Below are 24,484 nucleotides of genomic sequence, written 5' to 3'. Positions count from 1 at the left end.
CGGAGTCAAGGGTTGAGACTCTAAGGTCACCCGTCCGGTTCCACACCATCAACCGGTCTCCGCGACCGAATCGAGACATTCCGTTCAGTCAGAAGCCCAGCCGTCGCAACTGACGGGGGTCGCGCTGCCACTCTTTGGCGACCTTGATGTGCAGATCGAGGTAGACCTTCGAACCGAGGAGCCCCTCGATCTGCTGCCGGGCGCGGGCGCCGACGTCCTTGAGCCGCTCCCCCTTGTGCCCGAGGATGATGCCCTTCTGACTCGGTCGTTCCACATAAAGGAACGCGTGCACGTCGATCATGTCGTCCCTGCCCTCGTGGGGCAGCATCTCCTCGACGGTGACGGCGATCGAGTGCGGGAGTTCGTCCCGGACGCCCTCCAGTGCCGCCTCGCGGATCAGCTCGGCGACCAGGGTCTGTTCCGGCTCGTCGGTGAGTTCGCCGCCCGGATACAGCTGCGGGCCCTCGGGAAGGTGGCGCACCAACAGGTCCGACAGCGCGCCGACCTGGAAACCGTCCACAGCGGACACCGGGATCAGCTCGGCGAACTCCATGACCTCCTGCAGGGCGAGCAGCTGCTCGGCGACCTGCTCGGGTTTCACGAGATCCGTCTTGGTGACGACGCCGATCACCGGGGTGCGCTTGGCGATCTTCTTCAGTTCGGCGGCGATGAACCGGTCGCCGGGGCCGACTTTTTCGTTGGCGGGCACGCAAAGTCCGACAACGTCCACTTCGGACCAGGTCGAGTGGACGATGTCGTTCAGCCGCTCGCCGAGCAGGGTCCTCGGCCGGTGCAGGCCCGGTGTGTCGATGATCACCAGCTGCGCGTCGTCGCGGTGGACGATGCCGCGGATGGCGTGCCGGGTGGTCTGCGGTTTGCTGGAGGTGATCGCGACCTTGCTGCCGACGAGCGCGTTGGTCAGCGTCGACTTGCCCGCGTTGGGGCGCCCGACGAAGCAGGCGAAACCGGAACGATGCGGCTCGGCCATCAGTTCAGCACCTTGCCGCTGGGGTCGGCCAGGTAGATCGGGGCCTCGGCGGCGATATCGCGCACCGCGTGCACGGAAGCCTCCTGGAGCAGCCCTTCGGCGCTGACCACGACGGCGGCCTCGATTCCTTCGGCTCCGCTCGAAACGGCGGCGGCGACGGCGGCCTGCAGCGCGGTGAGCTTGAACGACGGCTGGTCGACCGTGCTCGCCGCGTACGTGCGGCCGTCGGTGTCGCGGAGCGCGGCGCCTTCGGCGGCCTGGGTGCGGGCTCGCGCGGACCTGGCCAGGGTCACCAGCTTCTCGTCCTCGGCGTCCAGCTCAGGCATGTTCGACACTCCTGTCACTTTCATCGGGCTGCGGGACCCGGGTCCGGCGCCTGCCCTGGGCTGCGTCGGTCACCGCGTCCGCGTCGGCGGGGTGGACGACCACCGTGGTGATCCGCATCCGCCCGCGCCGGTCCTTACCGCCTTCGGCGAACAGCCGAAGTCCGGCGACCTCGGCTTCGGCCCCCGGCAGCGGGACCCTACCCAGTCGCTCGGCGAGCAGCCCGCCCACGGTCTCCACGTCGTGGTCTTCGAGGTCGATCCCGAACAGTTCACCCAGGTCGTCGATCGAGAGCCGGGACGAGACGCGGACCGCGCCGTTTTCGAGTTCTTCGACCTCGGGGCGTTCGTCGGCGTCGGATTCGTCGGTGATCTCGCCGACGATCTCCTCGAGGATGTCCTCGATGGTGAGCAGGCCGGCGGTCCCGCCGTATTCGTCGACGGCGATCGCCATGTGGTTGTGCGAGACCTGCATCTCCTTGAGCAGATCGTCGAGCCGTTTGGAGTCCGGCACGAAACTCGCCGGGTTCATCAGCTCCTCGACCCGCCGCTGCGAGCCGCCTTCGGCCATGTACGCGGGCATGAGGTCCTTGATGTTGACCACGCCCACCACGTCGTCGACGGAGTCGCCGATCACCGGCAGCCGGGTGAACCCGGTGCGCAGGGCCAGCGCGAGCGCCTGGCGCACGGTCTTGTCGTGCTCGATCCAGACGATCTCCGTGCGCGGCACCATGACCTCGCGCGCGACGGTGTCGCCGAGTTCGAACACCGAGTGGATCATCTCGCGTTCGGATTCCTCGACGACGCCGCGTTCCTGGGCGAGGTCGACCAGTTCACGCAGTTCGACTTCGGAGGTGAACGGGCCTTCGCGGAAACCGCGGCCCGGGGTGATGGCGTTACCGAGGACGATCAGCAGCCTGCTGAGCGGGCCGAGGATCGATCCGAGGACGCGGACGGGTCCCGCGACGACGAGCCCGATCCGGTACGGGTGCTGGCGGCCGAGGGTGCGCGGGCCGACACCGATGAGCACGTAGCTCACCACGACCATCACCCCCGCGGCGACCACGATGGCGAGCCACAGCGGCCGGATCCAGCCGAGGATGTCGACGGTGACCAGCACGGTGGCGGTCAGCTCGCAGGTCATCCGCAGCAGCAGGATCAGGTTGATGTGGCGGCGGCGTTCGGCGATGACCAGCGACAGCTGACGCGCGCCGGGGCGGCCGAGCCGGACGAGACCGTCGGCGCGGGCCTTGGAGACCGTGCTGACGGCGGCGTCGGCGGCCGCGAACACCCCGGCGAGCAGGATCAGCGCGATGGCGATGACCAGCAGGGCCGTGGGACTACCCATGTCCGCGGACCGCCTAGGCGGGGGGCTCTTCGGCGGGCGCGGCGTCGAGGCCGGCGGTGCCGAGGAGCCTGTCGTCCGCGGAGCGCTGCGCGTCGCGCTTGTTGTGCGCGGCCACCGCGGCCTGGAACTCGCCGAGGATCCGCTTCTGCAGACCGAACATCTCGCGTTCCTCGGCGGGTTCGGCGTGGTCGTAGCCGAGCAGGTGCAGCACACCGTGGGTGGTGAGCAGGTGCAGCTCGTCCATCAGCGCGTGCCCGGCCGTCTTGGCCTGGTCCTTCGCGAACGCCGGGCACAGCACGATGTCGCCGAGCAGGGCGGGCGAGGCGTCGGGCGCGTCGGGACGGCGCGACGAGTCGAGCTCGTCCATCGGGAAGGCCATCACGTCGGTGGGACCGGGCAGGTCCATCCACCGCTCGTGCAGATCCTCCATCACCTCGAGGGTGACGAGCAGGATGGACAGCTCGGCGAGCGGGCTGACCTCCATCTTGTCGAGCGCGAAGCGGGCGGCCGACACGATCGAGGTCTCGTCGACGTTCACGCCCGATTCATTGGCGATTTCGATGCTCATGAACGGCGCTGACCCTTCCAACCGCTGCCCTGGTCCTTGCTGTCCTGCAGCGCCTGCCACTTCTCGTACGCGTCGACGATGTCGCCGACGAGCTTGTGCCGCACCACGTCCTGGCTGGTGAGCTGGGCGAAGTGCAGATCCTCGACACCTTCGAGGATGTCGCGGACCACCCGGAGGCCGCTCTTCTGGCCGTTGGGGAGGTCGACCTGCGTGACGTCGCCGGTGACGACGATCTTGGCGCCGAACCCGAGCCGGGTGAGGAACATCTTCATCTGTTCCGGCGTGGTGTTCTGCGCTTCGTCGAGGATGATGAAGGCGTCGTTGAGGGTGCGGCCGCGCATGTACGCCAGCGGCGCGATCTCGATGGTGCCCGCCTGCATCAGCCGCGGGATCGACTCGGGCTCGACCATGTCGTGCAGCGCGTCGTACAACGGGCGCAGGTACGGGTCGATCTTCTCGTTGAGCGTGCCCGGCAGGTAGCCGAGGCGCTCACCGGCTTCGACCGCGGGGCGGGTCAGCACGATGCGGGTGACCTGCTTCGCCTGCAGCGCCTGGACGGCCTTGGCCATGGCGAGGTACGTCTTGCCGGTACCGGCGGGGCCGATGCCGAAGACGATCGTGTGCTTGTCGATGGCGTCGACGTAGCGCTTCTGGTTGAGCGTCTTGGGCCGGATCGTCTTGCCGCGCCGGGAGATGATGTTCATGCTCAGCACTTCGGCCGGTGACTCGTGGTCACCGGTGGAGAGCATGCCGACGGTGCGGCGGACGGTGGCCGGGTCGACCTGCTGGCCGCGGCCGGCGAGCGTCACGAGTTCGGCGAAGACGCGTTCGGCGAAGGCGACGTCGGCGGGAGCGCCGGTCAGGGTGACCTCGTTGCCCCGGACGTGGACGTCGGCGGCGAGGAGCTCTTCGGCGACCCGGAGGTTTTCGTCCCTCGAGCCGAGCAGGCTGAGCGCGGCGGCGTCGGGGATGGGGAATCGGGACTGGGCCGCTTCGGTGATGGCGGCTTCATCAGCCTTCGTCGGGGTGACGTCCGCGGGAACGTCGGGTCGGGCGGCTTCACCCGGTACGGTTCCGGCCACGTGGCCTCGGGCCTACTTCCTGCGCTTACGCTGCGATTTTCAACGACAGTGACGAGTTCGATGTTACTGGTTGCGGGTGGCGGCACGCAGTCCGGTTTCCGCAGGCCGCGCGCTTCAGCGCCCGAAATGCCCCAGCTGCTCGCCGCCGAGCACGTGCGCGTGCACGTGGAAGACGGTCTGTCCGGCGTCACCGTCGGTGTTGAAGACCACCCGATACCCGGACTCCGCGATCCCCTCGATCTCCGCGACCTTGCGAGCCGTCGACGCGACGTCCGCGAGCAGCTGCGGATCGGCGGCGGCCAGCTCGGCGACGTTCCGGTACCGCTTCTTCGGCACCACGAGCACATGCACGCGAGCCTGCGGCGCTATGTCCCGGAACGCATACGTCGTCGCGTCCTCGTACACCTTGTCGGACGGGATCTCCCCCGCGATGATCCGCTCGAACAACGTCTCCGCGTCACTCATCCCCCCACCCTATCGCCCGCGGGAGCCCCACGCGGACGGGGCAAAGGGAGCTTTCGCCGCGTCGCATGCGAGGAAAGTCCCCTTCGCGTCCAGGCATTTCGGTCGGGGTGGTCGTTCTGGCTGGGGCTGAACGCATGCCCTGTCCGTGAAGGCCTCCTTCACTACCTTCAGGGTAGGCAAGGAGGCCTTCACGGACCTCGTGATCACCACTTTCACCCCAGACGCACCAGCAGCCACAACGGCTGCGCGTGAACGCCCCCTTCCCCAATACTTGAAGCAGACAGGCCGCCGGCGACCGTTCGGTCGGGGTACCGATCAGCCGCACTCACGTGATCGAAGCCGGAACTCGCGTGATTCGCGGCGGAACACCCCGAGTGCGGCCTGCAAGCACGCGAGTCACGTCCCTGATCACGCGAGTCACGCCTTCACTCACGCCTCACCCTGTGATCCCAAGTCCGTGAGGCACCCTTCGCCCTAGCCCGAAACGCCGCTCACGACCACCCCGGCCGTCGACCTCACCGTGGGCCCACGGGGCAACACGCGGAACCGCGCCACGGCGCGAATTTCGGAGCGCGGCGAAGAGCGAAGTACTTGCGAAGGGCTCGAAATGAAGATGCCGCGGCGCGGTGGGCCCTGGGGGTCGGCCCACCGCCGCCGCGGCTCCGCCGGACCGAGGGGGGAGGTGCCCGGCGGGGATTCACGCGCGCGACCGGGCTTCATCCCCAGTGGCGCGCCGAAACCGTGTGTTGCGCGTCAGTTAACGAGAGTAACGGCTGTTTGCGTGATCGCGCCATAACTCGCCGCAAATTAGTGGGGTGTTTTTTCACTTCCAGCGGTCGGTGAGAACCCCCAGCGCGCCGAGTGCCACGGCGGCGGCGGTGGAGGTGCGCAAAACGGTGGGGCCCAACCGGATGGCGGTGGCGCCGGCGTCGGTGAGGGTGTTCAGTTCTTCGTCGGTGATGCCGCCCTCGGGGCCGACGACGAGAAGGATGTCGCCTTGTGCCGGGAGTTCGATCTCGGTGAGGCGGGTGGTGATGCCGGATTCGAGGACGAGTGCGCGGGAAACGGTCTGCGCGAGTTCGGCGAGTTCGCGGGTGGTGGCGGGTTCGGCGACTTCGGGGACGTGGGCGCGGCGGGCTTGTTTGGCGGCGGCGCGCGCGGTGGTGCGCCAGCGGGTGAGGGCTTTGTCGCCGCGGGTGCCTTCTTCCCAGCGGGCGACGCTGCGGGCGGCGCGCCAGGGGACGATGGCGTCGGCGCCGGCTTCGGTGGCGAGTTCGACGGCGAGTTCGCCGCGGTCGCCTTTCGCGAGGGCCTGGGCGACGATGACGCGCAGCGCGGGCGGGTCCTCGATCCAGTGTTCCTCGATGGCGAGGGTGAGCGCCGCGTCCCTGCCCGCCTGGACGGCTTCGACGACGCAGCGCGCCATGCCGCCTTCGCCGTCGGAGAGCACGAGACGTTCGCCGACGCGCAGGCGGCGGACGGTGGCGGCGTGCCGGGCTTCCTCGCCGTCGAGGGTGGTGCGCCCGGAACCGGGCAGCGCGGCGGTGAGGAAGACCGGCAGTGTCGTCTCGGGCACGGGTTACCGGTGGTTCTTGGTGCGCAGCTTGGAGAACAGCCCGCCGGGCTTGGAGCCGTTCGAGGACAGCGAAGGCACGTCTTCGCCGCGCTGCTGGGCGAGTTCGACGAGGAGGTCGCGCTGGGCGTCGTCGAGTTTGGTCGGCACGACGACGTCGATGTGGACGTGCAGGTCGCCGCGGCCGTCGACGCGGCCGGAGGACCGCAGCCGGGGCATGCCCTTGGCGGTGAGCACGAGTTCGGTGGCGGGCTGGGTGCCCGGCTCGATGTCGAGTTCGTAGTCGCCGTCGACGAGGGTCTCGATGGGCACCGTGGCGCCGAGGGCGGCGGTGGTCATCGGGATGCGGAAGTTGCAGTGCAGATCGTTGCCCTGCCGGACGAACACCTCGTGCGGCGCCTCGTCGATCTCGACGTAGAGGTCGCCGGCGGGGCCGCCGCCGGGGCCGACCTCGCCCTGACCGGAGAGGCGGATGCGCATCCCGTCGCCGACGCCCGGCGGGATCTTGGCGGTGACGTTGCGGCGGGCGCGGACCCGGCCGTCGCCGCCGCACTGGCGGCAGGGGTCCGGGATGACCTCGCCGAAGCCGCGGCAGACCGGGCAGGGGCGGGCGGTGACGACCTGGCCGAGGAACGACCGCTGCACGGACTGGACCTCGCCCGCGCCACCGCAGGTGTCGCAGGTCTTGGTGCCGGTGCCTTCGGCCGCGCCGGCGCCGCGGCACAGGTCGCAGACGATGGCGGTGTCGACGGTGATCTCGCGGTCGACACCGGTGGCGCACTCCTCGAGGGTCAGGCCGAGGCGGATGAGCGCGTCTGAGCCGGGCTGCACGCGGCTGCGCGGGCCACGACCGCGGCCGCCGCCACCACCGGCGGCGCCGAAGAAGGCGTCCATGATGTCGCCGAGGCCGCCGAAGCCCGAGAACGGGTCTCCGCCGCCACCGCGGGCGCCGCCGTCCATCGGGTCGCCGCCGAGGTCGACGACCTTGCGCTTCTGCGGATCCGACAGCACCTCGTACGCGGTGGTCACCTCGCCGAAACGGTGCTGGGCGTCCTCCGACGGGTTGACGTCGGGGTGCAGTTCACGGGCCAGTTTGCGGTACGCGCGCTTGATCTCCTGATCCGTCGCGTTCTTCGCCACCCCGAGAATGCCGTAATAGTCCCTCGCCACCGTCTTCGCCTTCTCCTTCTGACTTCGACCTCACCGCCGCGTTCAGCGACCGGAGAGGATCTGCCCCACGTAGTTCGCCACCGCGCGCACCGCGGCGATGGTGTTCGGGTAGTCCATCCTGGTCGGCCCGACGACGCCCATCCCGCCCAGCAGCATGTCGTCCATGCCGTAGCCGATGGAGACCACCGAGGTGCTGCGCATCTGCTCGTCCTCATTTTCCTCACCGATGCGCACGCTGATCGCACCGGGGTTGCGGGCGGCCGCGAGGAGCTTGAGGACGATGACCTGCTCCTCGAGCGCCTCCAGCACCTGCCGCAGCGATCCGGGGAAGTCCGCGACGTTGCGGGTGAGGTTCGCCGTGCCACCGAGCACCAGCCGCTCCTCGGGGTGCTCGACCAGCGATTCCACCAGCACGGTACAGACGCGGGTGAGGCTGTCGCGCAGTTCGCCCGGCGACTTCTCGGGCAGTTCGGCGACCGCCGCCGCGGCATCGGAGAGACGGCGGCCGGCCAGTGCCCCGTTGAGCACCGTGCGCAGCCTGCCGACGTTCTCCTCGGTGATGACGTCCCCGAGGTCGACGGTGCGCTGGTCGACGCGGCCGGAATCGGTGATCAGCACGAGCATCAGCCGGGCCGGGGTGAGCGGCACCACTTCCAGGTGCCGGACGGCGGAGTTGGTCATCATCGGGTACTGGATGACCGCGACCTGCCTGGTCAGCTGCGCGAGCAGCCGGACGGAACGGCGCAGGACGTCGTCCACGTCGGTTCCGCTGTCGAGGAACGCGGTGATGGCCCGGCGCTCCGCCGAACTGAGCGGTTTGACCTCGGCGATCCGGTCGACGAACAGCCGGTACCCCTTGTCCGTGGGGATCCGGCCCGCACTGGTGTGGGGCTGTGTGATGTAGCCCTCTTCTTCCAGCGCCGCCATGTCGTTACGCACGGTGGCGCTGGACACACCGAGGTTGTGCCGGTCGACGATCGCCTTGGATCCGACGGGCTCCTGGTTGGACACGTAATCGGCGACGATCGCGCGCAGCACTTCGAAGCGGCGCTCTTCCGCGTTGGCCACCTGCACCTCCCTCGCTCGTCCTCACAACGAGTTTACGGAAGGCGGAGTGCCCGGCGAGCCACCGGACTTCTTTGGGCCCCTCAGCCGCGCCCCCGGAAGGAGCGCCGCCGCCGCTCCAACGGCCTCCGGATCACCTTCACCGAACCCCACCAGGCGAAACCCGTGACACGCAGCACCGGCGCGCCCGGCTCCGGACGCCGCCGCCCGGTCCCGCGGCCGGTGCCGAATCCGCCCATCAGGCCGAGTCCCCGGACGTCGAGGGCGAAGTCCTCGGGCACGACGATCTCGACGCCGCCCATCACCGCCACCGCCCTGATCGTGCAGGAACCGGCGGCGATCCGGGCCCGCCGCAGATCGAGGCGCACGCTGCCCCAGAACGCGCGGCTGACATGGCGCGGCGGAAGCGGCCCGTCGAATCGTCGCGTGGTGCCGGACATGACGGCGAACGAGCGTCGCCCGCCTTGCTCCTCGTCGCCGGTGTGGGACAGGGCGAGCGCCCCGCCGGGCGACAGATCCGCGACGACGGGTTCGAATTCCGCGAAGGTCTTGGCCGCGTAGACCGAGTCCAGTCTCGTTTCCAGTTCACCGGCGGTGATCCGCCCCGCGCCCATGGCTTCGTACAGCAGTCTCGCGACGTTCTCACGATCGGAATCGGCCACCCGCATCGCCGACCGCTTCGGTTCTGACATGCCCGCGACGATAACCGCGATCGGCGAATTCCGGAAATGACCCGTCCGCCACACGGAAAGGCATGAGTGAAATCAGTTTCGCCACCCTGACGGGAATGACAATTCGACGACCAGCCATTGACCGACCGGTACCGGAAGGTCTTCCATCTAGCTCACTTGCGGAAGTTCCGACTCAGCGTGGAGCGCACTATGACTTCTTCCTTCCGTCATGTCCTGATCGCCGCCATGACCGTGACTTTGGTCGCGGTGGGCGCGCCGGCCGCGAGCGCGGACTCCGATTCGGTATACGTTTCCTCTTCACCGCTTCCCGCCGGCGAGAACGGTGACGTGCTCAAATCGCAGCCCTCGACGTACAACGGGGCGAAATCGACCCGGATCCAATATCTTTCCCGGGACAACAAGGACAAGCAGGTGGCCGTGAGCGGTACCGTCCTGGTGCCGAACAATCCGTGGAACGGTCCCGGCGAACGGCCGATCGTGGCCTATGCGCCGTTCACCTTCGGCATGGGGCCGGACTGCGCTCCCTCGAAAACCCTCGCGGGCGAGGGCTCTTCGGATCTGGTCTCCGGTTTCCAAGGCGGTTTCGTCAACGCGTTGCTGGGCGCCGGATTCGCCGTGGCGCAGACCGACTACATCGGACCGTGGGTGGAAGGCAGCGGCGACCACCCGTACGTCGTCCGGCTGTCCGAGGCGCACACCGTGCTCGACGTCCTCCGCGCCGCGCAGCGCCTGCCCGGAACGGGTCTTCCCGCCGACGGCCCGGTCGGTATCGCCGGCTACTCCGAGGGCGGCAGCGCCGCCGCGGCCGCCGCCGAACTGGCCGCCACCTACGCGCCCGAACTGAAGGTCAAGGGCGTCTACTCCGGCGCGGCGCCCGCGGACAAGGCCGCGCTGTCCAAGTCGCTCGACGGCGGGATGTACGCCGGATTCCTCGGTTACGCCCTGATCGGTATCAACCAGGCCTATCCGGAGGCCAGGTTGATGGACCTGGCCAACCCGGCCGGGGCAGATCTGTTCCTGAAGGCCCGGCAGACCTGCACGCTGAACGCGGTCTTCCAGTTCATGTACAAGCAGACCAGCTCGCTGACGAAGGAGGGCAAGCCGGTGTCCGCCTACCTGTCCCAGCCGCCGTTCGACGCGATCGTGGCGGAGAACCGGATCGGTACCGTCAAGCCCGCGATGCCGGTGCTGGTCGAACACAGCCCGATGGACGACGTCATCCCGGCGGCCGTCGGGAAGCAGATGGCGAAGGACTGGTGCGGCAAGGGCGCCAACGTCCAGTGGAAGGACCTGCCGACGTTCACGCCGTTCTTCTCCCACGCGCTGGGCATGACGACCGCGTCGGCCGACGCCGCCGAGTGGCTGAAGGGCGCGTTCAACGGCCAAGCGGGCAAGGGCAACTGCGGCCGGTTCTGATCCGCACCGAAGTACATGAAGGCCCCCTTCCTTGCGCCTGGCGCAAGGAAGGGGGCCTTCATGTACTTCAAGAGCAAGGCGCTGTCGTCAGCTGTTGCGCGGGAACCCGAGGTTCACCCCGCCCTGCGAAGGATCGGGCCACCGCGAGGTGACGACCTTCGTCCGCGTGAAGAAGTGGAACCCTTCCGGCCCGTAGGCGTGGCTGTCCCCGAACAGCGAGTCCTTCCACCCGCCGAACGAGTAGTAGCCGACCGGCACCGGGATCGGCACGTTCACGCCGACCATCCCGACCTCGACCTCGTTCTGGAACCGCCGCGCGGCCCGCCCGTCGTTGGTGAAGATCGCGGTGCCGTTGCCGTAGGGGTTGGCGTTGATCAGCTCCAGCGCCGCGTCGTAGCCCTCGGCCCGCGCGACCGCCAGCACCGGCCCGAAGATCTCGTCGGTGTACACGGACATGTCCGGGGTGACCTGGTCGAACAGCGTCGGGCCCAGCCAGAAGCCGCCGTCCTCGCCGTCGACCTCGATACCGCGGCCGTCGACGACGAGCCGGGCGCCCGCTTCGACCCCAGCCTCCACATAGGACTCGACGCGTTCGTGGTGGGCGGCGGTGACGAGCGGCCCCATCTCCGAAGTGGGCCGCATCCCGTCACCGACGCGCAGCCGCTTGATCCGCTCGGCGATCTTCGCGACCAGTTCGTCGCCGACCGGGTCGACCGCGACCACGACCGACACCGCCATGCACCGCTCCCCCGCCGAGCCGAAGCCCGCCGAGACGGCCGCGTCGGCGGCGAGGTCGAGGTCCGCGTCCGGGAGGACGACCATGTGGTTCTTCGCGCCGCCGAGCGCCTGCACGCGTTTCCCGTGCCTGGTCCCGGTTTCGTAGACATACTTCGCGATCGGCGTCGACCCGACGAACGAGATCGCCTTGACGTCGCGATGTTCCAGCAGGCCGTCGACGGCCACCTTGTCGCCGTGCAAGACATTGAGGACGCCGTCGGGCAGGCCCGCCTCGGCGAACAGTTCCGCGATGAACACGGCCGCGGACGGGTCCTTCTCGCTCGGCTTGAGCACGACGGTGTTGCCGCAGGCGAGCGCGTTCGGCACGAACCACAGCGGGACCATCGCCGGGAAGTTGAACGGCGAGATCACGCCGACCACGCCCAGCGGCTGCGAGATCGAGTACACGTCGACACCGGTCGAGGCGTTCTCGCTGAACCCGCCCTTGAGCATCTGCGCCGCGCCGCAGGCGTACTCGACGTTCTCGATCGCACGCGCGACTTCGCCCGCCGCGTCGGATTCGACCTTGCCGTGTTCGCTCGTGACGATCTTCGCCAGTTCGTGACGCCGCGCCGAAAGCAGCTCACGGAAGGCGAACAGCACCCGGGTCCGCCCCGCCAGCGAAGTCCCGCGCCAGCCCGGCAGCGCCCGGGACGCGGCCGCGACGGCGGCCTCGACGTCGTCCTGCGCCGCGAAGGCGACCTTCGCCCGCACCTGGCCGGTGGCCGGATCGAACACGTCACCCGATCGTTCGCTCACGCCTTCGCTCGGTTTGCCGTCGATCCAGTGGTTGATGCGGTCGGTCACGGGCTCCGCCTTCCTGGTCCTGATACCTGCTCCCGGTCGAGTCTGGGTGCGCGCGCCACACCGACGCCATCGTCAACGTGTACGGACTCCCGGTCCCGCCCGTACAGTCTGTCTCCAGCGTTGTCGAACCGGGTGGGAGGCCGATGTACCCGACCGTCGCCGAGGTGCTCGCGCTGCCGGTGCTGCGTCAGGGCAGGCCCCATGTGGTGGCGGGGGCGGCGGGGCTGGACGCGCCGGTCCGCTGGGCGCACGTCGCCGAGGTCGCGGACATCGCCCCGTTGCTGCGGGGCGGGGAACTCGTGCTCACCACCGGGGTCGCGCTGCCCGACGACGGCGCCGCGCTGGCCAGGTACGTCGGTGACCTGGCGGGGATCGGGGTCGCCGGGATCGTCGTCGAACTGGTCCGGCATTGGAGCGAGAAGCTGCCGCCCGCGCTGGTCGACGCCGCGGACCGCCACGGTGTCCCGCTGATCACCCTTTCGCGCGAGACGCGGTTCGTGTCGGTCACCGAGGCGGTGAACGGACTGATCGTCGACGCCCAGGTCGACGAACTACGCGCGGCTGAGCGAGTCCACGAGACCTTCACCGCGCTCACGATCGCCGGGGCCGAGCCGGGCGAAATCCTGCGCGAGGTCGCGAGGCTCACCGAACATCCCGTCGTACTGGAGACGCTCTCGCACGAGGTCCTCGCCTACGACACGGCGGGGACCGATCCCGGTGAACTGCTGCCCGGCTGGCCGTCCCGGTCGCGCCCGGTGCAAGTCGGCGAGCGGACCGGCTACCACCAGGGCGCGGGCTGGCTGATCACCGTGGTCGGCGCGCGCGGGCACGACTGGGGACGATTGGTCGTCGTCTGCGGGGATCCGCCGCCACACCGGCACGTCGTGGTCGCCGAACGGGCGGCGTCCGCGCTCGCGGTGCACCGGCTGGTCGCGAAGGACACCGACAGCCTCGAACGCCAGGCGCACCGCGCGATCCTGACCGAACTGCTGGCGAACCCGGTGCCGCCCGCCGAACTGACCGCGCGGGCCTCCGCGCTGGGTGTCCCGCTCACCGGGCGGCTGCTGGTCGGGGTCGCCGTGCGGCCCCGGATCACCGTGACCGCCAAAACCGCGCAGTCCACCCCGGTGCTGCTGCGGGAACTCGCCGAGGCGACGGTGCTCGCCGCGCGGCACGCCAAGGTGTCCGCACTGGTGGCCACCGACGACACCCAGGTGCGCGCGCTGATCGCGCTCTCGCCGGAGGCGGGGGTCGACGCGGTCCTGCGACGGCTGGCCACCGACGTCCACGAGGCCCGCGCCGGCGCGCCCGCGGTGGTCGCGGTCGGGACCACGGGCAGCGGGCCCGCCGAGGCGCGGCGGACACTCGTCGAAGCCGCGCAGGTCGCCGCCGCGGCGCTCGCCGAGAACGTCGAACGCGTGCTCCACCGGCTCGACGACGTCCGGTTGCGAGGACTGCTGCATCTGCTGGCAGGCGACGAACGGATCACCGCGTTCGCCGCGCGGGAGCTCGGCCCGTTGCTGAGCCGGGACGCCGCGCAGGGCAGCAGACTCGTTCAGGCGTTGAGGCATTACTGCGAGCACGGCGGCAACAAGTCCGCGGCGGCCGCCGCCGCGCACACCTCCCGCACCGCGTACTACCAGCAGCTGGCCCGGATCGAGCAGGTCCTGGGCGTGCGGCTCGAAGATCCGGAGTCGATGCTCTCGCTTTATGTCGCTTTGCTCGCCCACGACATTCGAAAAGCGGACGACCACACGTCCGGGTGAGCAAATCTCACCCGAGCGTGGAACACAGTGATCGGGCCACGTCAGCCGATAGGGTTGATATGGCTTTCTTCGAACCGATCGGCGCCTGCGTGCTCGCGCTGGCCTGTATGGCCCCGGCGCAACCCGCCGAATCCACGTTTCAGCTGACCAGCCACGACACCCGGGGCCGGATCGGCACCGTCTCGCTCACCTGCGGGCCCACCGGGGGCTCCCATCCCACGCGCGGGAACGCCTGCGGCAAACTGTCCGAAGTGGACGGAAAGTTCGAGAAGCTCCGTCCGGAACCGCGGGCCTGCACCCTCGAATACTCGCCGGTGGACGTCTCCGCGGTCGGCAAATGGCGCGGCGAACCGGTCACCTTCCGCACCTCGTACGCCAACCGGTGTGTCGCCGACGCCGAGTCGGCCGGCGTCTTCACCTTCTGACCACGGCACTTCCGACGAGGTGACCGCCGGACCTCCCCCTCGGTGGCCCGGCGGCGCCGTTCACCGCCGCCTTGATCGCCCTCACCCCCAAAGAGGGCGATCAAGGCCGTGGGTCACCACTCAAGGACGGATCACGTACCGGCAGCCGGTCCCGTCCTTCGCGGTGACGGGGGTCTGACGCGCGAGGGACCGGCTCAGGTTCCATTCGCGCCAATCATCTTCCGGGATTTCCCGCACGACCGGTCCGAGCACACAGGACCGCAGCGGCTCGGGGAGCCGGTCGGCCGACGGCACCACGTCGGCGGAAAACCGTGACAGGTAAGTGGTGTCGAGTGTCTTGCCGTGCGCGAGCCGGTCGATGTTGCGGTCGGCGATGAACCGTTCCGGATCGAGCACGGCCAGCCCCAGCAGTGCCGCGACGGCCGCTCCGATGGCCGCGCGCGGCAGCCAGGCCGACCGCAGCGGGATCAGGGACGCGAGCACCAGCAGGAAGATCAGGCCGATCCAGAGCTCGCAGACCTCGACCAGCAGCCGCAGCACGGTGAACCCGTACGCCTGCTGGTATGTCCACATGCGACTCAACGCCGACGCGACCAGCACCAGGCTGAGCACGCTCAACGCGCCGAGCAACCCGCGCTGCCAGGCACGATCGGCCACCGAGGTCTTCGGCGCCCAGCGGAGAGCGGCGGCGACCAGCAGCAGGGTCAGCACGGTGATGGCGGAGAGCTGCCAGAACCCGCTCCTGGCGTACTCGGCCGCCGTCAGGCCGCTCGTGGCCAGCAGGTATTCGGTGCCGCCGAACAACACGACCAGGCGGACCACGACGAAACTCGTGAACAGCAGCACCAGCACACCCAGCGGCAACGTCCATTCGAGCCGGTGCGCGAGCCGTTTGCGCGGCGCGTCTTCGGCGGCGGGCAGCGGGGGCGCCGCCAGCAGGTAACACGCCCCGGTGACGGCGAACACGGCCACCACGAACAGGAAACCCCAGCGCACGAAGGTTCCCGGGTTCAGTTCGGGGATCACCGCGTCGACGACGCTCGCGAACGCGGCGTCCGCGCCCCGCAACAGCGGGACGAACACCAGCAGCAGCAAGGCGCTCGCCAGCACCGGCACGAGGAACCTCGGCCGTGTCCGGCCTTCCTGTTTCTTGCCGAGCTTCGTGAGCCCGCGCCCGACCCACGGGATCGAAAGCAGCGCTTCGATGGGGACCGCGAAGACGTCGTAGAAGATCGTGTTCACGGTGCGTTTCCCGACCACGGCGAGGGATCCCGCGACGAAGGCCGCCAGCACGCACAAGACGTTCAGCCACACCGACGCGCGGAGCATCCCGACCGCGAGCAGGCCGAGGGCGGCCGCCGCCCAGACCGCGTTGACCAGCCCGAAATGCGGCTCGGCGTCACCACGGGCGCGCTTGTCGGCGAAGTAGACGGCCACCGCGAAGGCGAACCCGGCCACGAACCAGCCCGCCCCGGGGTCGTCCGGCATGACGACCGCGGTGACGAGCCCGGCCGCGACCGCCGCGGGCAGTACGGAGGCGGGCAGCGGGACGATCGCCGACTTCGGCGGTACCCGCGGCCGCATCAGCACCGGCACGGGCGGTACCGGCGGGGCGGGCGGCAGGGTGGTCGTCGCCGAGGGCGGCGACGCGTGCGCCTGCTTCTCCTCTTGCTCTTCGCTCATCGAATCCTCCAGTTTGCGAAAGCACATCACGTTGGCCGTGCGCGGCCGCCCGAATGAAGCGACCGGGGAACTAGGGAACGGGGATCACGACGCGGATGACACAGCCCGGCCGTCCTTCGGGGGTGACGACGGCGATGCTGCCGTCGTGCAGGTCCACCACCCACCGCGCGATCGCGAGCCCGAGGCCGGTGCCCCCGCCGCCGGCCCGCTCACCGCGGGTGAACCGCTCGAACACGCTGTCCCGCTCTCCAAGCGGGATGCCGGGGCCTTCGTCCTCGACCTCGATGACGACGTCGGCCTCGCGGGCCTCCGCCCGCACCCGGACCTCTCCCCCGGCGGGTCCGTGCCGGACGGCGTTGTCGAGCAGGTTGACCACGACCTGGTAGAGCCGGCCGCGGTCGGCCACAGCGGTCGCGCCGGGCGGCTGGACGTCGACGGAGAACCGCACGCCGCGACCGGTGACCCCGGCTTCGGTGGCGACCTCCTCCAGGAGCAGTTCGAGATCGAACTCCTCCAGCTGCAACGGGAAGGCGCCCGCGTCGATCCGGGAGAGATCCAGCAGTTCCGAGACCAGCCTGCCGAGCCGTTCGGTCTGCTGCAGCGCGGTCTTCAGCGTCGCCGGATCGGGTTCGGCGACCCCGTCGACCAGGTTCTCCAGCACCCCGTTCAGCGCGGTGATCGGGGTGCGGAGCTCGTGGGAGACGTTCGCGATCAGCTCGCGGCGGCGCTGATCCGAGGCGTCCAGGTCGGCGGCCATCTGGTTGAAGGCGTGCGACAGCTCGCCGACCTCGTCGCGGGCGGTCGCGCGGACCCGCCGGGTGTAGTCGCCCTTGGCCATCGCGCGGGCCGCGGCGGTCATCTCCCGCAGCGGCCTGGTCATCCCGTGCGCCAGGATCTGCGAGGTGACCACGGCCAGCACCATGGCGGCGATCGTGGTCCGCGGCGGCAGCCAGCCGATCTGCCAGTTGAAGAAGGCGAACGCGATCCCGCCCGACGACACCAGCAGGATCGCGAGCTTGAGCTTGATGGAGCGGACCGGGTCGAGCGGTCTCGGGAGCGCGTCGACCACGCGGCCGAGCAGCGGGCGGAGCTTCACGATCCCACCTCCAGGGCGTATCCCACGCCGTGCACGGTGCGGATGAGGTCGGCGCCCAGTTTGCGGCGCAGCGCCTTGATGTGGCTGTCGACCGCGCGGGTGCCCGAACCGGTGCCCGCGACGTCCCAGTCCCACACCTCGCTGAGCAGCCGTTCCCTCGGCTGCACCGCCCTCGGGCGTTTCGCGAAGTGGACGAGGAGGTCGAACTCGATCGGCGTCAGCTGTGCCTGGGTGCCCGCCCGCGTGACCCGCCGCTGGTCGACGTCGATTTCGAGGTCGCCGAGCACGATCTTCGTGCCCGCTTCCTCGCCCTCGGCGCGCGCTGACCGTTCGACGCGGCGCAACAGCGCGTGCACCCGCGCCGAGAGCACCCGCATCGAGAACGGTTTGGTGAGGTAGTCGTCCGCGCCGACGCCGAGACCGATCAGCATGTCCGTCTCGTCCGAGCGGGCGGTCAGCATGAGCACCGGGACCGGGCGGCGGGCCTGGACCCGGCGGCAGACCTCCAGCCCGTCGAAGCCCGGCAGCATCACGTCGAGCACCACCAGGTCCGGCTCCCGCTCGGCGTCCGTCTCCACACCGGACGGGCCGTCGTGCGCCAGATCGACCGAGAAACCTTCGGCCCGCAAACGCGCGGCGATGCTCTCCGCGATGGTCACGTCGTCCTCGACGACCAGCACCCGGCGTCCTCCCAGTTCCATGGGGATGACTGTAGGCATCGGCCGTGGAGACCATCCGGGTGAGCTGTGGAGATCCTGTGGAGATGTTTCGGCCGGTTTGCCGGATTGCTACGTCCGTGTGTGTGACGCAGGTCATGCACCAGTGGCCTTCGAACGCAATCGACAGTCTGCGTTCCGACACCCTCAACAGTGAACAGTCTGCCAGTCCCACCCGCGCGGCGCGGGCGAGCACGATTCCGCAATGGAGCCGACGGCACGCGGTACGCAGCACGTGCATCCTGATGGCCGGGTGGAACTCGGCGAGGTCGAGTCCTTGAAGGACAGCCGCTTCTACAACGAAGAACTCGCCCCGGTCCCGGTCGAAAAGCGGACCTGGACCACGTACACCTACTTCGCGCTGTGGATGGGCATGGCGCACAACATCCCGTCCTACGCGCTCGCGGCGTCGCTGATCGCGCTCGGCATGGACTGGGTGCAGGCGCTGCTCACCATCACCATCGGCAACCTGATCGTGTTGATCCCGATGCTGCTCAACAGCCACGCCGGGACGAAGTACGGCATCCCGTTCCCGGTGTTCGCCCGTGCCTTCTTCGGGATGCGCGGCGCGAATCTGGCGGCGTTGCTGCGGGCGTTCATCGCGTGCGGCTGGTTCGGCATCCAGACCTGGGTCGGCGGCGAGGCGATCTACATCATCGTCGGACGGCTGGCGGGGTCCGGCTGGAAGGACTCCACCGTCGTCCTCGGCCAGCACTGGACACTGTGGCTTTCGTTCGGCCTCTTCTGGCTGTTCCAGATGCTCATCATCTGGCGCGGGATGGAGGCGGTCCGCCGGTTCGAGAACTGGACGGCTCCGCTGGTGTCGGTCGGCTTCCTGATCCTGCTGGGCTACGTGCTGGTCAAGGCGGGCGGGCTCGGCCCGATCCTGTCCGAACCCGGGAAACTCGGCTGGGGGCCGGACTTCTGGAAGGTGTTCGCCCCGTCGCTGATGGCGATGATCGCGTTCTGGTCGACGCTCTCGCTGAACATGCCGGACTTCACCCGGTTCGGCGGCAGCCAGGGCAAGCAGGTCCGCGGCCAGATCCTCGGCCTGCCGACCACGATGACGTTCATCGCGATCGTGGCCATCCTGACCACCTCGGGCGGCAGCGTCCTCTACGGCGAGCAGATCTGGGATCCGGCGAAACTGGCCGACCGGTTCGATTCCCCGGTCGTCGTGGTGGTCGCGCTGGTCGCGCTGGTACTGGCGACCGTGTCGGCGAACCTCGCGGCCAACGTGGTCAGCCCGTCCTACGACTTCTCCAACGCCTTCCCGAAGAAGATCACGTTCGCGGTCGGCGGGCTGATCACCGGCATCATCGGCATCGTCATCCAGCCGTGGCGGCTCTACTCAGACCCGAACATCTACATCTTCGCGTGGCTCGGCTTCTACGGCGGCCTGCTCGGCGCCGTCGCCGGGGTGATGGTCGCCGGCTACTGGGTCGTCTACCGCACCAAGCTGCGCCTGCGGGATCTGTACACCGAACGCGGGATCTACTGGTTCAACGGCGGCTGGAACTGGCGTGCGCTCGTCGCGACGCTGGTCGGCGCCGTGCTCGCGGTCGGCGGCGCGTACGGCGGGCCGTTCCCCGCCGACGGGCTGATCCCGTTCCTCAAACCCCTCTACGACTACAACTGGGTCGTCGGCCTGGCGGGCGCCTTCGTCGTCTACCTGCTGCTGTCCCTGCCCGAACGCAAGCGCACCACCGAAATCGAGGAGGATGCAAGTGAGCGACGTGGTCCGAGCCGGATTGATCCAGCAGCGGTGGACGGGTGACAAGGAGTCCATGATCGCGAACGCGGTCGATGCCATCGGCAAGGCCGCTTCGCAGGGCGCGCAGGTCGTCTGCCTGCAGGAGTTGTTCTACGGCCCGTACTTCTGCCAGGTGCAGGACACCGACTACTACTCCTACACCGAAGGCATCCCCGACGGGCCGACGACGAAGCTCATGCAGGAGGTCGCCGAACGCCACGGTGTCGTGCTGGTCGTGCCGATGTACGAGGTCGAGCAGCCCGGCGTGTACTACAACACCGCCGCGGTGATCGACGCCGACGGCACCTACCTCGGCAAGCACCGCAAGAACCACATCCCGCAGGTGAAGGGCTTCTGGGAGAAGTTCTACTTCCGGCCCGGGAACATGGGTTACCCGGTGTTCGACACCGCCGTCGGCCGTATCGGCGTCTACATCTGTTACGAGCGGCACTTCCCGGAGGGCTGGCGGGCGCTGGGCCTGGCCGGGGCGAAGATCGTGTTCAACCCGTCGGCGACCAGCCGGGGTCTTTCGGAGTACCTGTGGCGGCTGGAGCAGCCCGCGGCCGCCGTCGCGAACGAGTACTACGTCGGTACGATCAACCGTGTCGGGGTGGAACCCTTGGGCGACAACGACTTCTACGGCCAGTCGTATTTCGCGGACCCGCGCGGCCAGCTCGTCGGCGAAGCCGCGTCCGACACCGAGGAGGAGATCGTCGTCCGCGATCTCGACATGGGCAAGCTCGCCGAAGTGCGGGACCTGTGGGCCTTCTACCGGGACCGGCGTCCCGACAGCTACGGACCCCTCGCGGAGGCGTGATGACCACCCTCATCAGCGGCGGGCAGGTGCTGTCCACGATGGGCGCTTCGGCGGCGGACGTCCTCGTCGACGGCGAGACGATCTCGGCCGTCGGTGCCCCCGGCACGCTGGGGCCCGCCGACGAGACCATCGACGCCACCGGGAAGTACGTCCTGCCCGGCGGGATCGACGCGCACACCCATATGGAGATGCCGTTCGGCGGAACGCATTCCGTCGACACCTTCGGCACCGGGACGACGGCGGCGGCGTGGGGCGGGACGACCACGATCATCGACTTCGCCGTCCAGGCCAAGGGCACCTCACTGCTGTCCACTATGGACAAATGGCACGAGAAGGCCGACGGCAACTGCGCCATCGACTACGGCTTCCACATGATCGTCTCCGACGTCAACGATTCGTCGTTGAAGGAGATGCAGGCCTGTGTCGACGGCGGGGTCGGCAGCTTCAAGATGTTCATGGCCTATCCGGGGGTGTTCTACTCCACGGACGGCGAGATCCTGCTGGCCATGCAGAAGGCGCGCGAGATCGGCGCGACGATCATGATGCACGCGGAGAACGGCATCGCGATCGACCAACTCGCCGCGCAGGCGTTCGCGGCCGGGAAGATCGACCCGGTGCAGCACGGGCTCACCCGCCCGCCGGAACTGGAGGGCGAGGCGACCTCGCGCGCGATCCAGCTGGCCAAGGTGACCGGGGCGCCGCTGTACATCGTGCACCTCTCGGCGTCGCAGGCGCTGGCGGCGGTCGCGGAAGCGCGGAACGACGGGCAGAACGTCTTCGCGGAGACGTGTCCTCAGTATCTGTATCTGTCCATCGAGGACTTGGCGAAGCCGGATTTCGAGGGCTCGAAGTACGTCGCCTCTCCCCCGCTGCGCGAGAAGTCGCATCAGGCGGATCTGTGGCGAGGGCTGCGGACCAACGATCTCTCGGTGGTGTCGACGGATCACTGTCCCTTCTGTTTCAAGGACCAGAAGGAACTCGGCCGCGGCGACTTCCGCGCGATCCCCAACGGGATCCCCGGCGTCGAGCACCGGATGGACCTGCTGCACCAAGGGGTCGTGGCCGGCGAGCTCACGCTCGGACGCTGGGTCGAGACCTGCTCGACCACCCCGGCGCGCATGTTCGGGCTGTACCCGCGCAAGGGGGTGATCGCGGCGGGTTCCGACGCGGACATCGTCGTCTACGACCCGGCGGCGAAGCAGACCCTGTCGGTCGAAACGCATCACATGAACGTGGATTACTCGGCCTACGAGGGCATGGAGATCACCGGCAAGGTCGACACCGTGCTCTCGCGCGGGCGCGTGGTGGTGTCGCCGTCCGGTTTCTCGGGCAGTACGACGCACGGGAAATTCCTCTCGCGCGACCTGAACCAGTACCTGAACTGAGGCGGTGGCCGTGGATTTCGGGATTGTTCTCCAGACCGACCCGCCCGCGCGCGACCTCGTGCGGCTGATGAAGGCCGCCGAGGACCAGGGGTTCCGCTACGGCTGGACCTTCGACTCGTGTGTGCTGTGGCAGGAGCCGTTCGTCATCTACTCGCAGATCCTCGCGGCGACGTCGTCGATGATCGTGGGCCCGATGGTGACCAGCCCGGCCACGCGGGACTGGTCGGTGATGGCGTCGACCTTCGCCACGCTCAACGACATGTACGGCAACCGGACGGTGTGCGGGATCGGCCGCGGCGACTCGGCGCACCGGGTGGTCGGCATGCCACCGTCCACTTTGGCCACCGTGCGCGACTGCATGCACGTGGTCAAGGAGCTGGCCGAAGGACGCGAGGTCCTGTTGCGGGACAAGCCGGTGCAGATCCCGTGGATCCGCAACGGCAGGCTTGAGATGTGGATGGCGGGTTACGGGCCGAAGGCGCTGAAGACCGTCGGCGAACACGCTGACGGCTTCATCCTGCAGTGCGCCGATCCCGCGATCGCCCGATGGACCATCGGTTCCGTCCGCGAGGCCGCTCGCGCGGCGGGACGGGATCCGGCCGGGATCACGATCTGCCTCGCGGCCCCGGCGTACGTCGGCGACGATCTGGCGCATCAACGCGAGCAGTTGCGCTGGTTCGGCGGGATGGTCGGCAACCATGTCGCGGATCTCGTGGCGCGGTACGGCGATTCCGGGCCGGTGCCGCACGAGCTGACCGACTACATCCGTGAGCGGCAGGGCTACGACTACTCGCACCACGGGCGGGCGGGGAATCCGTCGACCGACTTCGTCCCGGACGAGATCGTGGACCGGTTCTGCCTGCTCGGGCCGTCGTCGGCGCACGTCGAACGGCTGGAGGAGCTGGCTTCGCTCGGTGTCGACCAGTTCTCGCTGTACCTGATGCACGACCAGCGCGAGGAAACCCTGAAGCGCTACGGCTCGGAAGTCATCAACCACTGACACCCGCATTTCGTCCTCTGAATGCGTTCTTCCGCATTCAGAGGACGAAATGCGTGGGGTCAGGCGCCGAACCAGGCGGCGAGGGACTCACGCAGGCCATCCGCGTCGTCGCCCGCCCAGGCGACGTAGCCGTCCGGGCGGATCAGGAGGACGTCGGCGGGCCTGTCCTCGGCCTTCGCGGTGTGGACGTCGGCGCGGCCTTGCGCGAGTTCACGCAGATCGGGCCGTCCCGCGAGGTCGAGCAGCACCGGCCGCGCCCCGCGCAGCAGCTCGGCGACGCTGGTCGCCCCGTCGTCGGTCTCCAGCGCGAGATCCGGGACGAACATGCCGGCGAGCGCGTGCGCGGAACCCGGCATCGGGTAGCGCGTGTCGGTCCCGGCGACATGGGACGCCAGCCGTCGCGCGGCCGACTCGTCGTCCAGCAGTTCCTGGAAGACCGCGCGGAGCGCTTCGGCGGCTTCGTCGTGCCCACGCCGCAACGCGACCTGCGCCCGGGACTGCAGCAGTGCACGTGCACCGGCGGCGTGCCGTTCCGCGTGATAGGTGTCCAGCAGTCCTTCCGGTGCCCGGCCCTGGATCTCGGCGGCCAGCTTCCAGGCGAGGTTGACCGAGTCGGACATGCCGACGTTGATCGCCGTGCCGGTGGAGGGCAGCAGGTGGGCCGCGTCGCCCGCCAGCAGGATCCGGCCTTCGCGGTAGCGCTCGGCCTGGCGGGCGGAGAACTGGTAGCGCGAGAGCCGGACCGGCTCGCCCAGCGGGACGTCCCCGCCGAGCACGCGGCGGATGCTGTCCCCGAGTTCGGCCAGGGTCATCGGCACGTCGTCGTCGATCTCGCCGGGATCGTCCTCCGTGGTCTGGATGAACACGATCCCCGGCGTCAGCGATCCGAGCGCGAACACGCCGGTGTCGGTGCGGGTGAAACCCGCCTTGATCCGACCCAGCTCCGGCGTCTCGATGTCGCCGTTGTCGTGCACGGTCAGTCCCTCGGGGATCTTGACCTGCCCGATCCGGTTCACCTCGGGATAGGTGGTGCCGGGGAAGCCGATCCCCGCCATCGCCCGGACGGGGCTGCGCCCACCGTCGCACCCGACCAGATACGGGGCGGTGACCTCGTACGTCCCGTCCGGGCCGCGCACCTCGGCGGTCACCGACACGTCGTCCTGGCGCAGCCCGACGACCTCGTGCCCGCGACGCACTTCCGCGCCGAGTTCCGTGGCGTGCTCCTCCAACAGCCGCTCCAGAGCCTGCTGCCGTACCGAAAGCGCCTTCAGCGGCGGCTCGTCGAACCGCGTGAGGTCGACGTGGACCCCACCGAAGGGAAAGCGGTGCGGCGGCACGGGATCGGTGACGAGCCCCCGCACCTTCTCCAGCAGGCCGCGATGGTGCAGCAGGTCCAGGATCTGCCCGCTGAGGCCGTGGGCCTTCGGAGTCTTCCCCTGTTCCGGCCGCCGTTCCAGGACCAGCGGGCGCGCACCGGCCAGCCGCAGTTCGGCGGCCAGCATCAGACCGGTCGGGCCGGCACCCACGATGATCACGTCGACGTCCGTCAAATCTTCACTCCTGTTCGGC

General features: G+C 69.2%; 22 protein-coding genes. 7 read left to right on the top strand and 15 right to left on the bottom strand.

All coding sequences use genetic code 11. From position 1 onward, the window contains the following. Positions 1 to 88 precede the first annotated feature (88 nt). The 10 genes from era to AB8M46_RS33105 form a co-directional block, all read right to left on the bottom strand. Complete coding sequence (gene era / locus AB8M46_RS33150) at positions 89 to 988, bottom strand: GTPase Era (protein ID WP_016332464.1); 900 nt, start codon at positions 986 to 988, stop codon at positions 89 to 91. Continuing rightward, positions 988 to 1,314, bottom strand: coding sequence for a hypothetical protein (locus AB8M46_RS33145; RefSeq protein WP_037342833.1), 327 nt, complete (start codon positions 1,312 to 1,314; stop codon positions 988 to 990). The genes era and AB8M46_RS33145 overlap by 1 nt, the downstream gene beginning before the upstream one ends. Next, on the bottom strand, positions 1,307 to 2,659 hold the full coding sequence (locus AB8M46_RS33140; RefSeq protein WP_037342830.1) for a hemolysin family protein: 1,353 nt from the start codon (positions 2,657 to 2,659) through the stop codon (positions 1,307 to 1,309). The genes AB8M46_RS33145 and AB8M46_RS33140 overlap by 8 nt, the downstream gene beginning before the upstream one ends. 13 nt (positions 2,660 to 2,672) lie before the next feature. Continuing rightward, positions 2,673 to 3,227, bottom strand: coding sequence for an rRNA maturation RNase YbeY (ybeY, locus tag AB8M46_RS33135; RefSeq protein ID WP_016332461.1), 555 nt, complete (start codon positions 3,225 to 3,227; stop codon positions 2,673 to 2,675). Further along, complete coding sequence (locus AB8M46_RS33130; RefSeq protein ID WP_037342828.1) at positions 3,224 to 4,309, bottom strand: PhoH family protein; 1,086 nt, start codon at positions 4,307 to 4,309, stop codon at positions 3,224 to 3,226. Before AB8M46_RS33130 ends, ybeY begins: the two co-directional genes overlap by 4 nt. A gap of 114 nt (positions 4,310 to 4,423) precedes the next feature. Continuing rightward, the gene (locus AB8M46_RS33125) at positions 4,424 to 4,774 is read right to left on the bottom strand and encodes a histidine triad nucleotide-binding protein (RefSeq protein WP_037342826.1); all 351 of its coding nucleotides are present in this window, start codon (positions 4,772 to 4,774) and stop codon (positions 4,424 to 4,426) included. Between the two features lie 823 nt (positions 4,775 to 5,597). Beyond that, a complete protein-coding gene (locus AB8M46_RS33120; protein WP_037342824.1) occupies positions 5,598 to 6,350 on the bottom strand; it encodes a 16S rRNA (uracil(1498)-N(3))-methyltransferase in 753 nt (250 codons plus the stop codon). Positions 6,351 to 6,353: 3 nt separating this feature from the next. Beyond that, complete coding sequence (gene dnaJ, locus AB8M46_RS33115; RefSeq protein WP_037342822.1) at positions 6,354 to 7,517, bottom strand: molecular chaperone DnaJ; 1,164 nt, start codon at positions 7,515 to 7,517, stop codon at positions 6,354 to 6,356. A gap of 42 nt (positions 7,518 to 7,559) precedes the next feature. After that, the gene (hrcA, locus tag AB8M46_RS33110) at positions 7,560 to 8,585 is read right to left on the bottom strand and encodes a heat-inducible transcriptional repressor HrcA (RefSeq protein ID WP_125737392.1); all 1,026 of its coding nucleotides are present in this window, start codon (positions 8,583 to 8,585) and stop codon (positions 7,560 to 7,562) included. A gap of 80 nt (positions 8,586 to 8,665) precedes the next feature. Continuing rightward, complete coding sequence (locus tag AB8M46_RS33105; RefSeq protein ID WP_394362767.1) at positions 8,666 to 9,274, bottom strand: DUF1707 domain-containing protein; 609 nt, start codon at positions 9,272 to 9,274, stop codon at positions 8,666 to 8,668. Positions 9,275 to 9,463: 189 nt separating this feature from the next. Here AB8M46_RS33105 and AB8M46_RS33100 point away from each other — a divergent pair, with 189 nt between their 5' ends. After that, positions 9,464 to 10,690 (top strand): lipase family protein, encoded by a 1,227-nt coding sequence (locus AB8M46_RS33100; RefSeq protein ID WP_394362766.1) that lies wholly within the window; start codon positions 9,464 to 9,466, stop codon positions 10,688 to 10,690. Positions 10,691 to 10,777: 87 nt separating this feature from the next. On the opposite strand, the gene AB8M46_RS33095 is transcribed toward AB8M46_RS33100, so the two are convergent. Next, entirely contained in the window at positions 10,778 to 12,274 is a 1,497-nt protein-coding gene (locus tag AB8M46_RS33095) for a CoA-acylating methylmalonate-semialdehyde dehydrogenase (RefSeq protein ID WP_394362765.1), read from the bottom strand. Between the two features lie 143 nt (positions 12,275 to 12,417). Between AB8M46_RS33095 and AB8M46_RS33090 the strand changes: the two genes are divergently transcribed. Together AB8M46_RS33090 and AB8M46_RS33085 are read left to right on the top strand one after the other, a co-directional pair. Continuing rightward, a complete protein-coding gene (locus tag AB8M46_RS33090) occupies positions 12,418 to 14,040 on the top strand; it encodes a PucR family transcriptional regulator ligand-binding domain-containing protein (RefSeq protein ID WP_350573661.1) in 1,623 nt (540 codons plus the stop codon). Positions 14,041 to 14,099: 59 nt separating this feature from the next. After that, entirely contained in the window at positions 14,100 to 14,465 is a 366-nt protein-coding gene (locus AB8M46_RS33085) for an SSI family serine proteinase inhibitor (protein ID WP_125737397.1), read from the top strand. A 120-nt stretch (positions 14,466 to 14,585) separates the two neighbouring features. Here AB8M46_RS33085 and AB8M46_RS33080 read toward each other — a convergent pair whose 3' ends face one another. From AB8M46_RS33080 to AB8M46_RS33070, 3 genes are all read right to left on the bottom strand, one after another. Continuing rightward, positions 14,586 to 16,148: a DUF4153 domain-containing protein gene (locus AB8M46_RS33080; protein ID WP_394362764.1), complete on the bottom strand. Its 1,563-nt coding sequence runs from the start codon at positions 16,146 to 16,148 to the stop codon at positions 14,586 to 14,588. A 70-nt stretch (positions 16,149 to 16,218) separates the two neighbouring features. After that, positions 16,219 to 17,244 carry a HAMP domain-containing sensor histidine kinase gene (locus AB8M46_RS33075; RefSeq protein WP_037342812.1) on the bottom strand — a complete coding sequence of 342 codons (1,026 nt, stop codon included), beginning with the start codon at positions 17,242 to 17,244 and terminating at the stop codon, positions 16,219 to 16,221. After that, on the bottom strand, positions 17,241 to 17,924 hold the full coding sequence (locus AB8M46_RS33070; protein WP_394362947.1) for a response regulator transcription factor: 684 nt from the start codon (positions 17,922 to 17,924) through the stop codon (positions 17,241 to 17,243). Before AB8M46_RS33070 ends, AB8M46_RS33075 begins: the two co-directional genes overlap by 4 nt. 241 nt (positions 17,925 to 18,165) lie before the next feature. Here AB8M46_RS33070 and AB8M46_RS33065 point away from each other — a divergent pair, with 241 nt between their 5' ends. The 4 genes from AB8M46_RS33065 to AB8M46_RS33050 are packed head-to-tail and all read left to right on the top strand — an operon-like array spanning position 18,166 to position 22,915. Continuing rightward, positions 18,166 to 19,737 (top strand): NCS1 family nucleobase:cation symporter-1, encoded by a 1,572-nt coding sequence (locus AB8M46_RS33065; RefSeq protein WP_394362763.1) that lies wholly within the window; start codon positions 18,166 to 18,168, stop codon positions 19,735 to 19,737. Continuing rightward, a complete protein-coding gene (locus AB8M46_RS33060) occupies positions 19,688 to 20,530 on the top strand; it encodes a nitrilase-related carbon-nitrogen hydrolase (RefSeq protein ID WP_073846488.1) in 843 nt (280 codons plus the stop codon). The genes AB8M46_RS33065 and AB8M46_RS33060 overlap by 50 nt, the downstream gene beginning before the upstream one ends. Then, on the top strand, positions 20,530 to 21,915 hold the full coding sequence (gene hydA / locus AB8M46_RS33055) for a dihydropyrimidinase (RefSeq protein ID WP_037342806.1): 1,386 nt from the start codon (positions 20,530 to 20,532) through the stop codon (positions 21,913 to 21,915). The genes AB8M46_RS33060 and hydA overlap by 1 nt, the downstream gene beginning before the upstream one ends. Before the next feature lie 10 nt (positions 21,916 to 21,925). Then, on the top strand, positions 21,926 to 22,915 hold the full coding sequence (locus AB8M46_RS33050; protein ID WP_394362762.1) for a TIGR03842 family LLM class F420-dependent oxidoreductase: 990 nt from the start codon (positions 21,926 to 21,928) through the stop codon (positions 22,913 to 22,915). Between the two features lie 59 nt (positions 22,916 to 22,974). On the opposite strand, the gene AB8M46_RS33045 is transcribed toward AB8M46_RS33050, so the two are convergent. Continuing rightward, positions 22,975 to 24,465 (bottom strand): FAD-dependent monooxygenase, encoded by a 1,491-nt coding sequence (locus AB8M46_RS33045; protein WP_394362761.1) that lies wholly within the window; start codon positions 24,463 to 24,465, stop codon positions 22,975 to 22,977. Between the last annotated feature and the right edge of the window lie 19 nt (positions 24,466 to 24,484).

Source organism: Amycolatopsis sp. SB7-3 (assembly GCF_041021335.1).
In the GTDB taxonomy this organism is placed as follows: Bacteria; Actinomycetota; Actinomycetes; order Mycobacteriales; family Pseudonocardiaceae; genus Amycolatopsis; species Amycolatopsis japonica.
The sequence above is the reverse complement of the archived record's forward strand: the minus strand, read 5'-3'. Positions and strand labels throughout refer to the sequence as shown.